Genomic DNA, 13544 nt, shown 5'->3' on the forward strand with positions numbered 1-13544 from the left:
GGTTCAATACGCTGCTCGTGAACCTGCTTGAGCACCGCTTTGCCGAGAATGCGCCCGCCAATATTTATGGCAACAAGCCGTTTCTTGTCGGCAGCGACTACAGCACACCCAATGAGGCCTATTTCCAGCATGCCGATTGGGTTTTGCAGCGTGCCTGCGACCTGGGTTTTTTGGTGCTGCTCGTGCCCTCATATCTGGGGGCTGGTGGCGGCATCGACGGCTGGTATCAGGAGATGACACAAAACGGTACGCAGAAGCTTGCGGACTACGGCCGCTTCGTTGGCCGGCGCTACGCAAATTTGAAAAATATCATGTGGGTGCAGGGCGGCGACTACAGCGCGCCAGACAAGGATCTGGTTCGCGCGATCGCCAACGGAATCCGGGAGGCCGATCCCGATGCGCTTCAGACGGCCCACAATTCATCCGAAACGGCGGCATTGGATTATTGGCCCGGCGAACCTTGGCTGAACGTAAACAACGTCTTTACCTACGGGCCGGTCGACAAGGCAGCGATTGGCCAATATGCGCGCGGTGGCGACATGCCATTCTTCCTGATGGAAACCGCCTATGAGAACGAATACGAAGCGGATGGGCAGCGAGTGCGCATGCAGGCCTACCAGGCCATACTTTCCGGCGCCTCAGGCCATGTGTTTGGCAACAATCCGATATGGCATTTTGACGGACCCGGCCTCTTTCCCGCACCGATGAGTTGGAAAGAGGCCCTGGATAGCCCCGGCGCGCGCAGCATGTCCCTGCTTCGCGATGTCATTTTGTCTGTGAAATGGTGGCTCCTGAAGCCCGACGCCGACGGTACATTTCTTGTTGGCGGGAAGGGCGGAGATAAAGCGCATGTGGTCGCCGCGACTGCGAGCGATCGTTCCTTTGCCCTTGTCTACCTGCCGACGAGCAAGGACGTTACCCTTGATCTTTCCAGGCTTTCCGGACCTCTGATCACCGCACGCTGGCGCGACCCGACGAGCGGGGATCTGCTGCCCGTCGAAGGCTCGCCCTTCGCGCCTGGGAGGCAAAAGTTTCGGCCGATGAGACTCAATCAGGGGGGATTTACGGATTGGGTTTTGGAGCTGACGTCCGAGGGCGAGCAGCGTCAAAGCCAGTGAACCGTTGCCCTTGGGAGCGCCGAGGCGTCTCGAACCACGCCGGCTGAACGCCGGCTTCGCCAAGCCCATTTGGCGCCTAGAACCAAACGTCCTGGAGCCTGCTCCATTCCAGTAGAAGGCCCAGTAGAATTGGGAATCGGCTATCTACCTTCATGCTGGAGCGCGACCTTTTTCCGGACACGATGCCCACTTTTCGCAAAGCGGATCTTCGGTTCGGGGGCATGCTCCTGCCAGACGGAATGCCTCTCAGTTTTCTATCGCAATTCGCTGTTCTGCGGGGAAGTGTCCGGCGATCCAGCTTGTTGCTTCCTGCAGCGTTTCAAACATCCGATGGCAACCACCCAGACGGCCGTAACCCGTTTCCAGAAACCAGCCGCTCTTTACCGCGTATTGTTCTTCATCGACCTGCGTCAGGACAGCTACAAGCTGGTCCGATTTCATCACCAGAAGCCCGTGTTCCCCTCCGTCGACTGTTCCTAACTTAACATTCAAAAAGGCAAAATCTTGCAGTTCTTCGCCGTGAGGCGACGTTACATTGCTCATTCGAGCAGCCCCTCATTCCCCAAGCAGACAAAAACTTGACCTAAAAATACATGCCGTGCTCATAAAAGCGCACAGTTCAGAAAACGCACTCATACACACAATGGCAATTGTTAGACGATTACAGAAACTGTTGCAAGTAGACCATAGAATCTAGACACAGCACAATAAACCGTGTCGGTTTTCTGTGGAAACTCGTGGTATTGAATTGTTCTTTGTTGAACAGAAGTCTGGTCGCACGCGACTGAACACTACAGCAGGCGTGCCTTCCTCAAGACAAAGCCCTCGGCATAGAACTCTGGTGCGCGGCACTCCATGCCACGTAGGCGCGCCAACCCTTGAAAGGTCTCTTTGTCGAACCAGTCCTTCGAGCGCTGCGTTCCAAAGTGCTCGTGCAGCAGCAAGATCTTTCGATCCATCACAGCGCTTGTCAGCGGCACGTAGAAATTGGGCTGGCCAAGATCTCCGTCCCATTTCGGAATTTCATATTCGAGCAAAAGGTGATCGCGAAAGATGTTCCAGGTCAGCTGGTTGACCTCGCGGTGGTCTTGGTGGGCATCCTTGCGGGTGTGGGTAAACACGACATCAGGCGCAGTGCGTGCCCTCAGSTCGATCAGCCATTGCTTGATTGCGCGCCGCTGCTCGGGGAAATAGCTGTCTTCAAACCCGGCAAGCTCGATCCGCTGGTCCCTCGTTTCCCGCAGGAAAGCGCGGGCCGACCGTTCCGCCTCCTGGGCCCGCTGGCCAGTAGCGCTCAACACGCACCAGTGGACACTGAGCTGCACGCCGGCGGCGATCAGGCTCAAGAGCGTGCCGCCAGCGCCGATTTCGATATCGTCGGCATGCGCGCCAAGGCACAGAACCGAAAGCTGCTCGCCGCTTCGTGCGAGGCTCAGGCTCTTCATGAGGCGGCCTTGATGACGTTCCGCCTTGCCCGCTCGGCTCGAATGGCCGCGTTCCACGGCATGTCGCCATGCTCGACCATGTCTTCCAAGGATTGCCAATCACGCAAGGTATCCATCGAGCGCCAGAAGCCCTGGTGCTTGTAGGCCATCAGCTTGTTGTCGGCGATCAGCCGGCTAAAGGGCTCAAGCACCAATTCCTCGCCTTCCTCCATGTAGTCGAAGATCTCGGGGCGGAAGATGAAGTAGCCTCCATTAATCCAGATCTCGGACGTATCGGTCGTCTTAAACGAGCGCACGCGGCCGGTGTCGTCGATATCGGCGAGATGGTAGGTGAGGGGCGCACGCACGGCGAGGAAGCAGCCATACATGTCGCTGGCTTCGAACTTGGCGATCATGTCGTTGAGATCGACATCGGTCAGCCCGTCGGAGTAGTTGGCGAGAAACATCTTTTCGTTCTTCACCTGGTCCTTTGCCGCCCACAGGCGCTCGCCGATGTTACGCCAAATGCCGGTATCGAGCAGCGTAACGCGCCAGTCCTTGGTGCTCTCGTCAAGGAGCTGGATGTCCTTGCCGCCGCCCGACACGACGCAGTCGGAAAATGTCTGGGGGCGCGAGTTTAGGAAGAAGTCCTTGATGACATTGGCCTTGTAGCCCAGGCACAGGACGAAATCGTCGTGCCCATAGTCGCTGTACCATTGCATGACGTGCCGCATGATCGGCTGCTGGCCGAGCGGGATCATCGGCTTTGGAATAGCCTCGGAATATTCCCGGATGCGGGTGCCGCGCCCGCCACAAAACAGGACGACCTTCATCTTCATAGCTCCGCGGGATCGATGATGGTGACATAGGGGATGGGAACAACGAATTTCRCGCCCCAGCCTGAGACGTGGGACATCTGCCGGATGATCTCGTCCTGGAGGTTCCAGGGCAGGATCAGGATGTAATCGGGCTTGGCGTCGTCGATAGCCGCGACCGGGCGGATCGGAATATGCATGCCCGGCGTGAAGCGCCCATGCTTGTAAGGATTGCGGTCGACGGTGAAGTCGAGGAAATCCGGCCCGATGGCGCAGTAATTGAGCAATGTGTTACCCTTGCCGGGCGCGCCGTAGCCGCAGATGCGCTTGCCTTCATTCTTGGCCGAGATCAGGAATGCCAGCAGGTCCCGCTTGGCCATGGCGGCCTTGTGCCCGAAAGAGGCGTATGTCGACATGTTGGTCAGCCCGTGCAGCCGCTCGCGAGCCATGATTTCGCCAACGCGAACCGATATCGGCTGGGCGCTGTCTTCATGCGCGAGATAGACGCGCAGCGACCCGCCGTGAGTTGAAAGCTCTTCGACATCGACYAGCTTGAGCCCGTGGCGTTGGGCCATCATGTCGATAGTCACAGCCGAGAAGTAGGAAAAATGCTCGTGGTAGATCGTGTCGAACTGGTTTTCCGCGATCAGCCGCTCGACATGCGGAAACTCGAGCGTGATGGTGCCTTCCGGCTTGAGCAGGATCCTCATGCCGGCGACGAAGTCGTTGAGGTCGGGCACCTGGGCCAGGACGTTGTTGCCGATGATCAGGTCGGCTGCAGCACCCTCGGCGACCATTTTGGTGGCCAGGCGTTCGCCGAAAAAGTCGACCTGGGTCGGGATGCCTTTTTCAACCGCTGCCCGCGCCACGTTAGCTGCCGGCTCCACGCCAAGGACTGGCACGCCCAGCGGCAGGAAGTGCTGCAGCAGATAGCCGTCATTGCTGGCAAGCTCGACCGCAAGGCTGTCGTTTCCAAGCTTGAGACGCGCCGTGATCGCCTCGCAATATAGCTTGGCGTGGGCGACCCAACTGGTCGAGTAGGACGAGAAGTAGGCGTATTCGCTGAAGATGGACTCGGGGCTCATATATTCCTTGAGCTGCACCAGATAGCAGGTGTCGCAGACCAGGACCTTGAGCGGGAAATAGGCTTCCATCTGGTCGACCTCGTCCGCCCGGAGAAAGCTCTCGCAGGGCGGCGACATTCCAAGGTCGACGAAGGTGTGGCTGAGGCGGGCGCCACAAAGCCGGCAGCCCGGTGCCAGGTAAGGATGTCTCGCCGTTACATCCCTGACGGCGTCAAGTTTTTGCATGTTCATGAGTACGCTCCCCACGATCGTGCCAGCCACCTCATCTGGAGCTGCACTTTCAGAATTGCCCATTGAGAGAATACGGGCACTGCGTGGTTGCTTCGATTTGCCCTTACGATTGGAGGTGTCATCCGATCGGGCGGTCCAGCCTTAGGGCATGACATCAAAAGGCTGTGCCTGGAGCAGGAAGGGCTAAGCCTCGTCCCGAATGGGTACGATACGCCTCATGACATCGACCTATCGGGTAATGGGGCATACCTCTTAGGCGGCGCTTCCGTGTTCGGCCGCCGAAGAAAAGAATCCCGTCTCAGAACTCCGGCGAAAGGCAAGGAAAGCCGTGCGATTTGTCGAAACGGAACTGCATGGTGCATGGCTCGTCGAGCCAGACCCCATCACCGACGAGCGCGGCAGCTTCATGCGGACCTTTTGCGAGAAGGAGTTCGGTGAACGGGGCCTCGCCACGCGCTTCGTTCAAAACAGCCATTCGCATTCGGTGCAAAAAGGCACGCTGCGCGGCATGCATTTCCAGATTGCGCCGCACGCCGAGGTGAAGCTGGTTTCCTGCATCCAGGGGGCTATCTACGATGTCATCATCGACATGCGACCCACCTCGTCCACCCACTTCAAATGGGTAGGCTACGAGCTGACGCCCGCAAACCGGCGGCAGGTCTATGTTCCGGCCGGGTTCGCCCACGGCTTTCAGACGCTGAGCGACGATGCGGTGGTGTCCTACATGATTTCCGAGTTCTATATGCCGCTGGCTTCGGTGGGCGTCAGATATGACGACCCAGCCTTTGGCATCCAATGGCCTTCAGCTCCTACCGCGATGTCCGAGAGGGATTGCAACTGGCCACTGCTGACAGGGCGTCTATATGGCTAGACTTCAGCCAGAAGGCCGTGAACGCGCAGCAACTCAGCGGCGCCCGCTATTTCCTTGAACGACAATCCTGACCGCTCAGCCATGCCGAGCAACGACTGCTGGCCGTCGGCAAGGTTCAGCACCCAAAGCAGGCTCATCGAACTCAGCCCGGTCGACTTGTCGCCGCCAAGTGCCGCGTAAAGGCCTCGGCGCCCGAGCTGGGGCTCTCCCTTCGGATTCAGACTGACCGGCGTCCAGTCACCTTCGACGATCTCTATGACGTCCATGATGATGCGCCAGGATTCCGCCAGATGGGCGGGCTTGATGAAGTCGAGATTGTCGGCCGAGGTGTGATATTCGGGGAATGTGCCAAAGGCACTGCGCTGGAACAAGCCTACGGGCAGGTTGAAGCCGGGAGAGCAGAACTGCCGCTCGTCATAACCGTAAGGTGAAAAGTCGAGCAGCGTTGCCTTCTCGTGGCGATGGCCGAGCACATGCGCCATGGCCCGATCAATGAAGGCGTTGCCACGGCGGCTGCGCTTGTAGGTTGGGCCGCCGCCGTCACCGACGCAGGACACGACCAGGCCATGGTCGATGTGCTGCGTCACGTCCTCGTTGCGCGACAGCCAGGCAAGCGAACCGATAGTGCCCGGCGCAAACAGGAACCGGTAGCTGTAGCGCGTCTTGCGCGAGCGAAGCTGGCTAGCGAGGCAGGCAAGCAGTGCCAGGCCGGAACAATTGTCGTTGGCGAGCGACGGATGGCATATATGGGCGGACAGCAGGAATTCCCGGTCACTTTCTCCACGATGCAGATATTCGCCATAGGTGAGGCTGCCGTCTTTGAACTCGGTATCGATCTCCACCTGGTAGTCTCCGTCGGGCAGTTCGACCAGACGGTTGTGGGGCATGCAAAACCCCCAGTTCTCGGCATAGTAGGAGGTGCGGTAGGGGATCAGCTCTGGCTGGTCGGGAAGCGTATGGACGTGACGCTTCAGCTCCTCCAGCGAGACCGTTCCGCGAAACGGCATGCTGTAGTTCAACACGTGCAGGTTGTGATCGGCGAAGTCGACGATGGTGGCGCCATCCATGCCCTTGATCGTCGCGCTGCGAATGTTCCATTCCCTAGGGATGGTCCAGTCGAACGCCTGCGTGCCGGTCGCGACCTCGTGCACGTCAAGCGGCACGGTTTCATCCAGGATCGCCAGGGTTTCACGCACGCCGTCTCCGGTAATGCTTCGGCAAAACGGATAGAGCCTTTCGGCCAGCGCGTAGATTGCCTCGCCAACCTTGTCGGTGGGCAAGCCGGAGACGGCGGAACTGGAATGTTCCATGGTTGGACGGACCTACTCGGCTGCTATCGACCCGGCCGGCGTTTTCGCGGCGGTCAGCAGCCGCATATTGTTGTCGATCAGCCCGTTGGCGATGAGGTGCTTGATGTGGCCGATGCGCTGGAAACGCGGGCCCTCGAACTCTTCGAGTGTCAAATGAGCGCTAGAGTAGGCGGCAAAGAGCTGCTCAGCTCCCGCTCGCGCGTCCCACTGCGGCTTGAAGGCCGGCAGCACACGGGCGATCTTTTCGAAGCTGACCTGGTAGGAACGCTTGTCCGGCCCGGCGTCTGCCGCGAACTCCAGTCGGCAACCGGGCACCACTTCGGCGACAATCGCTGCGATGTCGCGGATGCGGTAATTGTGCCTGGTCTGGCCGACATTGAACGCTTCGTTGTGGACGATCTCGCGCGGGGCTTCGAGGCCTGCGATGAAGGCGCGGGAAATATCCTCGATATGCACGATCGGCCGCCACGGGCTGCCGTCGGATTTGAGCAGGATGACGCCCTCGGTGACCGCCCAGGCGACCAGATTGTTGAGCACGATGTCGAAGCGTAGCCGCGGCGAGAGTCCGTAGGCTGTCGCTGGACGGAAGTAGGTCGGCGAGAAGCTGGCGTCCGCCAGTTTGGAAATATCGCGCTCCGACATGACCTTCGACCAGCCATAAGGCGTTACCGGATTGAGCTCGCCGGTTTCATCGACAAGGCCATCGCCAGCCAAGCCGTAATTGCTGCATGACGAGGCATAGAGAAAGCGGCTGACGCCGGCGGCCTTGGCCGCGTGCGCGAACCTAACGCTGGCCCTGTGGTTGATGTCGTAGGTCAGGTCGGGATCGAGATTGCCCAGCGGATCGTTTGAAAGTGCCGCGAGGTGGATGACCGCATCAAAGTCCTCGAGATCGTCGGCTTCGACGTCACGAATATCCTTGGCGATCGACGGCACGGGGGCAGGGGTGCCACCTGGGGCATAAGTGCAGCGCTGGTAAAGATCGCTGTCATAGCCGGTGACGGTGTGGCCTGCCTCAAGCAGCATCGGCACCATGACCGAGCCGATGTAGCCTTGATGGCCTGTTACCAGAACTTTCATCACGTCCCTCGTCTTTGTTGTCGAAAATGCTTGCGCCAATGCACCGGCCCAGGCGTTGGTTACGCCAGGCGGGCAATGACGCGGTTGAGATCGTTTTCCTGCGGCTGGTTGAAGGCCCTGAACACCTGCTGCGAGGGCCGCCCAACAAGATGCCTTTCGACGCCGTCTTCCATGGCCCGGGCGTAGACCGCCAAAGCGCCATCCATTGCCTCAATGGTCTCGGCGATTGCCGCATCATCATGCATGTAGCCGAGCACCAGCGATGGCATGAGTACGCCGCGCTTGATCGTCTCTTGCAGAAACAGCGAGCGAAACGCCTGCGATGGCTGCCTTTGCTGGTCGAGCGTCTGGTAGGCAAGGCAGCTCGGACGGCCGACGGCCTTGACGAAATCGCTCAGGCCATACCGCTTCGCGGCTTGCTCGAAGCCGTCCCTGAGTATCCGGCCCTGCCGGTACAGGTGCTCGATCACCGGTTCATTTTGGTAGATCCTCAGCGTCGCGATTGCCGCGGCAAGCGCGTGCGTTTCAGCACCGTGCGTGGTCGACAGCAGGAAGACGCGCGGACGGTCGGTGTGGTCCAGCCCACCGAGGCGCATATATTCGCGTTTTCCCGCGAGTGCCGAGACTGAGAACCCGTTTGCCATGGCCTTGCCGAAACATGACAGGTCAGGCTCGATGCCATATTCGGCCTGCGCGCCACCAGCATTCCAGCGGAAGCCGGTGATCATCTCGTCAAGGATGAGCAGCGCGCCGTTTTCGCGGCAAAGCCGGTGGACCTCGTGCAGGTAGTTGCTCTGTGGCTCTTCCGTGCGGGCAGCTTCGAGTATGACCGCCGCGATCTTGCCCTTGTTGTTCGCGAACAATCGCTTGACGCTTGCGACGTCGTTGTAGCGGAAGGTGACAGTGAGCTGCCGCACGGCTTTCGGTATGCCGGCATTCATCGGGGTTGTGCCGATGAACCAGTCGTCAGTCGAAAAGAACGGTTGGTCGGCGCAGCAGGCGACCAGATCGCGGCCGGTGTAGGCGCGCGCCAGGCGGACGGCGCCAGAGGTTGCGTCCGATCCGTCCTTGCAGAATTTCACCATTTCGGCTGCTGGAAAGAGATCGAGGAATGCTTCTGCGCATTCAACCTCGATCCGTGCGGGGCGGGTATAATTACTACCGTCGCGCAACGCTCTTTCGACGGCGTGCAGCACGGTAGGATAGGCGTGGCCAAGCCCTACCGCGCGGTTGCCCATGCCGTATTCAATGTACTTGTTGCCGTCGACATCCCAGACATGGCAGCCGGAGCCGCGTTCAATGAAGCCGGGTGCCAGGAGCGGATACTGGTCGTCGCCCTTGGCATAGGTGTGGCTGCCGCCCGGTATCAGCTGGTGGGCGCGTTGCCGCAGCCTGCCTGATTTTTCGAAGCGTCGGAAATGCTCGGTCATAACGGCCATCCGGTTGCATGCGTCGATGCCTGGAAGTGTACATTTTCGCCAGCAGACCGAGCGTTCCCAATAAGACGACCGCTTATCGTCCATTGGGGGTAGGCTGCTCAGACGGGTATGAGGGGCGCAGCCACATGGCCACGCCAATCGTGGACTGGCATGGGCAATCGCAGCCAAAAGGCAGCGCTGTCGATCCGCGTTCTAAGAAAAGCCGCCCGCAAGGCTGTCGTGCCTTGCGGGGCGATCATGTCGGCTGCTCGCCGAGAGCTATACGTCGCCGGGAAACAGGTCGTTGAGCTTGTAGGCAACTTCGGTACGGTTGGTCGCCTTCAGCTTTTTCATGATGTTGCGAATATGCACCTTCACCGTGCTTTCGCGCAGCTTGAGTTCATAGGCGATGATCTTGTTGGCTTTGCCGCGGCGCAACGCCTGAACMACTTCGACCTGGCGAAGTGTGAACATTCCGGCTAGCGGACGCGCCTCCTGGCCGCTCGAGTCGATAAGGTGGCGGATGGCAAGCAGGCTGCTTGCAGGGACGAAGATCCCCCCCGCAATCGCAAGGCCGATCGCTTCCACGCAGATGTCGACCCCGACGGTGGTCGGGATGTAGCCGCGCGCGCCGCACTCCAGCGCTTTCATGATCTGCTTGAGCTCGTCGTTGTCGGCCAGAATAACGACCGGAACCGACTTGAATTCGGCGGTGAGCCGCGAAATCCCAGCGGCGACATCGGCGTCTGTTATTCTCTTCCCGCCAAGATTGAGAAGGATAGCTGCCAGCGAAGGATGTAGATCCTTTTGCTTTCGCCACTCTTCGATCGACGCCAGCGCGGAAACTTCCAAGCCAAGGTCATGATAGACCAAGGCCCTGGCGAGACATTCGCGATCAAGCGCTCTGTTGTCGATGATAAGAAGACGATCGAGGGGATGTTGATCGACATCAACTAATGGCCGCGAAACGTCCGCATTGCTTCTAGCAGTGGGTAAAGTTGAACTCTTCCCATGCTCTCCGTAATAGGATTCCATAGAAGTACCCGCCCTTTCCGTACAATGATCGCAATTGTTAGCGATCTGCACACCCCATTTGAAACTGCTTCCACTACGCCTTTCATTTCTGGTGTAACTTCAGGCGCTTACATTTACGCATCGCGCCTTTTGATTGCTCACTTTCACCCATATGAGCGAGCAATGTGTTACGATAACTCAACTAATTCTTTTTTCATTAACATAGGTTAATATAACCTAAGGTGGTGTTGCCTCATCCAATTGACGCATTTGCGTGTGCCCGGCGGCGAGGCTCGGCAACCTGGTTCGCTTGAATGGTGGAGCCTTCAAAGGGCAGTAGGTCGCAGCGTCGACAGCGGTCGCCGTGTGGTGGTTTTCTGCGGCGCGGCAGGCCAGTTGTATTGCAGGTAGGCGCTGTCGAAACTGGCCAACTTGGACAGCTTGGCGCGATTGAGGAACTCGACGGCGCCTGCCCGGAACGAAACCAGTTCTCTTTCGCGCAACTCACGCAACGTCCGATTGACATGAATCTGCGTCAGTCCGAGTACATCGGCCAGGTCGTGTTGCGTCAGAGGGCAATCGTAACCATGGTCTCCTGCGCCAAGCCTTATGCCCAATTCAAGGAGGTAGTGAGCTGTCCGTTCCAGGGCGCTGCGCCGGCAGACGCTGGTCAATCGTTCGACAGCGATCGCATGCTGGCGTGCGGCGATCCGCGCAAACAGCGACCCCAGCGTCGCGTTCTGGTCGAGTGCTCTCCTGAACGCTTGTCCCGGAATCTCAAACAACTCAACTTCGGAGACGCAAACAACGGAATTGATGCCTCCGCCATCAAATGAAGGGAAGCCAAGGATGTCACCTTTGAGCGGAGTGTCGATGATCTGCCGGCTGCCGTTGGAAAGGTGGCGGGAAACGCAAGGCCAACCGGAAGCGACGATGAAAATCCGTGTATTGGCGTCCCCCTGACGGCTAACAACGGCGCCTGCAGGGTATGTTTTCGGAGTCGCTTCCAGGAAATCCGCTTTCCTGTCTTCTGTATTGATTGTCACCCCTATTGGAGGCGACTGTATGAAATTGAGTAGCGTATGGTCAAACATCGTAGTTGCTATGAATGTATGACATGGATGCTGATGTTCTCCGACGTCTATAAGCGTCGCGACTTGAGTCCCCAAAGTTCACAGCATGCTTGTGGCGTATTTGGCATCTGTCCCGCAAATTGACCTTTTAGATGCTTAGTGCCCAGAGGCGCATCTGATATCATACGCTAGAAGATGTCCATGGGTCTTATGGATGGCCCCCCGTCTACCTCCAATGCGCAATTGACCGTCTAGGCCCACAAGCTGGAAACTCACCTGGCCTGCGTGGCGACACACAACAACAACACGCGGTCTGCTCGTGGTCTTGCACGCGACAGGATAGGGGAGCCGTTAACCCAGCCCCACCGCCCAGCGGCTCTCCTATCGTCGCCTTTGCGCATGGCAGTTGCCAGCAGCAAGGCGCGACAAGCCACTTCACTCAGCCATCATGAGTATCGCCGAGCCCGGGCAGGTCAGAGCTGCAAAGAGAACGCCGCTATGCGGTGCCCTGCGGCCTGGCGCGCCGCAAGTCGAAGCCTGAATTGTCCGCATTGCCGTCGAAGGCTGCAATCAGGCGCCGCGCGGCAATGCTCGCAATGTGCGTGCGCGGCAGCTTGGCTTCTATCCGGCGAGCGGATTCATAAACTTCCAAAAGAATTGCGTATTGCTTGGGGCCCAGCACATCGTGATCGACCAAGTCGCACATGTGTTATCCTCCTTACGCGGGGGCACCACGCATCCGCCCGGCGCCACGATGCCCCTTGAACCACAACGCTAGCAGATCGTTGCACAATATGTAAGCAACGTGGAGGTGTAACCGCTCGGCGCGGTCGCAACGCCATCGCCTTTGTCCTTTTTACATGGGCTGCGGTGCTTGCGCGCTTTGTTGGGAGCCGTCGTGATTACGCCGCAGCAATATCCCGCGTAAGTCAGAGGAAGTAGGTGAACCTCCTTACGCTAGATGTCGGTAGTTCTTTCGGCGGTCTTTATGGCGGCAGTGTCAGGGACGGCGTGTAATCCTGGCTTTGTGCGCATTCGCAAACTGCGACGGTATCCCAAAATTCGGGCGTAGGCAGACCAATTTCCGCCCAGTGGCCGCTCGATGAGCTGATGTGTGAGGAAGCCGACAAAAACCGCAGCAACGATCGTAAGCGGAGCCATCAGCGCCCTTGCGAATGTACTCAGGTCGAAACGATCGACGCTGGCAATGACGACTGCCACAAAGAGATAGTGGGACAGGTAGATCGAATAACTGGCATCGCCCGCACGGCGCATCAATTTTGTGCCCAACCTCACACCGGATCGGTCGAGCCCCGCCGCTGCAGCCACCACAAGTGCGGATGGAATGCCGAACCTGAGAACGGTGTCGGTCGGCGGCAAAACCGGGCCATCGCCAAAGGTCGTGAATGCACCGCCCAGCAAAAACCAACATGTTCCCAACACCAGCAAGATCCAGCACAGCGCAGGGGGAACCCGTCTCGCGGATACCAAAAAAAAGGCGATCGCCATGCCAAAGGCGAAGTTGAGTATGATCGGCCTTGTATAAAAGAAGGCTGCCACGCCTTGATTGGCCGGGCTGTCGATCAACACCCCTGCAATCGCTAGGCCCACGAGGATCGCAGCGACTGCGTAAAACCTGATCCTTTTCCCCAGGAGCAGCGAAAAGGCGAAAATGAAATAGAAGAATATTTCGAAATTGAGGGTCCACCCCAGATAATATGTCGGATAAATTCTGCCGTCCGTCTTTTCAAAAKGAATGAAAAATAACGACTTCAGAAGATGATGTATTTCGGGTAATGTGCTGTTAAAAGCGCTCGGCACAAGGAAACTCAAAATGAATACAAAAAGGGTAACTCCATAATATAGAGGGCAAATCCTAGTTAGCCTATTCTTGATGAATTTATATGGATTCACCTGCTTGTCTTGCGTCGTATGGACCATGATGAATCCACTGATGACGAAGAAAAGATCGACACCGCCATAGCCGAAATGGCTGATCGTCACCGGCACGTAATCCACCGGGATGAACCACTGGGCGTGGATCCAAACGACAAGAATGGCCGCGAGGCCGCGCAAAACCTGAATATTGAAAAGCATGCGGCCTC

The 13544-nt window shown here is 58.2% G+C and carries 13 protein-coding genes; 2 read left to right on the forward strand and 11 right to left on the reverse strand.

From position 1 onward, the window contains the following. The coding region (locus AC1DWF_RS05965; RefSeq protein WP_476841514.1) for a glycoside hydrolase family 140 protein at nucleotides 1–1118 on the forward strand (1118 nt) is incomplete at its 5' end. Between the two features lie 246 nt (nucleotides 1119–1364). Here the strand turns inward: AC1DWF_RS05965 and AC1DWF_RS05970 are convergent. From AC1DWF_RS05970 to AC1DWF_RS05985, 4 genes are all read right to left on the reverse strand, one after another. After that, a complete protein-coding gene (locus AC1DWF_RS05970; protein WP_476789530.1) occupies nucleotides 1365–1661 on the reverse strand; it encodes a hypothetical protein in 297 nt (98 codons plus the stop codon). Nucleotides 1662–1909: 248 nt separating this feature from the next. Beyond that, the gene (locus tag AC1DWF_RS05975) at nucleotides 1910–2563 is read right to left on the reverse strand and encodes a PIG-L deacetylase family protein (RefSeq protein WP_476841515.1); all 654 of its coding nucleotides are present in this window, start codon (nucleotides 2561–2563) and stop codon (nucleotides 1910–1912) included. Continuing rightward, the gene (locus tag AC1DWF_RS05980; RefSeq protein WP_476786640.1) at nucleotides 2560–3375 is read right to left on the reverse strand and encodes a sugar phosphate nucleotidyltransferase; all 816 of its coding nucleotides are present in this window, start codon (nucleotides 3373–3375) and stop codon (nucleotides 2560–2562) included. The genes AC1DWF_RS05975 and AC1DWF_RS05980 overlap by 4 nt, the downstream gene beginning before the upstream one ends. Nucleotides 3376–3377: 2 nt before the next feature. Continuing rightward, nucleotides 3378–4673, reverse strand: coding sequence for a methyltransferase domain-containing protein (locus AC1DWF_RS05985; protein WP_476841516.1), 1296 nt, complete (start codon nucleotides 4671–4673; stop codon nucleotides 3378–3380). Nucleotides 4674–5001: 328 nt separating this feature from the next. On the opposite strand from AC1DWF_RS05985, the gene rfbC reads away from it, so the two are divergent. Further along, complete coding sequence (rfbC, locus tag AC1DWF_RS05990; RefSeq protein ID WP_476789283.1) at nucleotides 5002–5544, forward strand: dTDP-4-dehydrorhamnose 3,5-epimerase; 543 nt, start codon at nucleotides 5002–5004, stop codon at nucleotides 5542–5544. Here rfbC and AC1DWF_RS05995 read toward each other — a convergent pair. The 7 genes from AC1DWF_RS05995 to AC1DWF_RS06025 form a co-directional block, all read right to left on the reverse strand. Then, on the reverse strand, nucleotides 5541–6854 hold the full coding sequence (locus AC1DWF_RS05995; RefSeq protein WP_476789284.1) for a DUF4910 domain-containing protein: 1314 nt from the start codon (nucleotides 6852–6854) through the stop codon (nucleotides 5541–5543). The genes rfbC and AC1DWF_RS05995 overlap by 4 nt on opposite strands. A 12-nt stretch (nucleotides 6855–6866) precedes the next feature. Next, nucleotides 6867–7934 carry an NAD-dependent epimerase/dehydratase family protein gene (locus AC1DWF_RS06000; protein ID WP_476789285.1) on the reverse strand — a complete coding sequence of 356 codons (1068 nt, stop codon included), beginning with the start codon at nucleotides 7932–7934 and terminating at the stop codon, nucleotides 6867–6869. A 59-nt stretch (nucleotides 7935–7993) separates the two neighbouring features. Beyond that, a complete protein-coding gene (locus AC1DWF_RS06005; protein WP_476784414.1) occupies nucleotides 7994–9364 on the reverse strand; it encodes a glutamate-1-semialdehyde 2,1-aminomutase in 1371 nt (456 codons plus the stop codon). Nucleotides 9365–9631: 267 nt separating this feature from the next. Further along, complete coding sequence (locus AC1DWF_RS06010) at nucleotides 9632–10387, reverse strand: response regulator transcription factor (RefSeq protein WP_476784413.1); 756 nt, start codon at nucleotides 10385–10387, stop codon at nucleotides 9632–9634. A 305-nt stretch (nucleotides 10388–10692) separates the two neighbouring features. Continuing rightward, nucleotides 10693–11460, reverse strand: coding sequence for a Crp/Fnr family transcriptional regulator (locus AC1DWF_RS06015; protein WP_476784412.1), 768 nt, complete (start codon nucleotides 11458–11460; stop codon nucleotides 10693–10695). A gap of 475 nt (nucleotides 11461–11935) precedes the next feature. Continuing rightward, the gene (locus AC1DWF_RS06020) at nucleotides 11936–12145 is read right to left on the reverse strand and encodes a hypothetical protein (RefSeq protein ID WP_476789287.1); all 210 of its coding nucleotides are present in this window, start codon (nucleotides 12143–12145) and stop codon (nucleotides 11936–11938) included. A 251-nt stretch (nucleotides 12146–12396) separates the two neighbouring features. Then, a complete protein-coding gene (locus AC1DWF_RS06025) occupies nucleotides 12397–13536 on the reverse strand; it encodes an acyltransferase family protein (RefSeq protein WP_476841517.1) in 1140 nt (379 codons plus the stop codon). Between the last annotated feature and the right edge of the window lie 8 nt (nucleotides 13537–13544).

The organism is Aminobacter sp. P4_D5 (assembly GCF_056401815.1).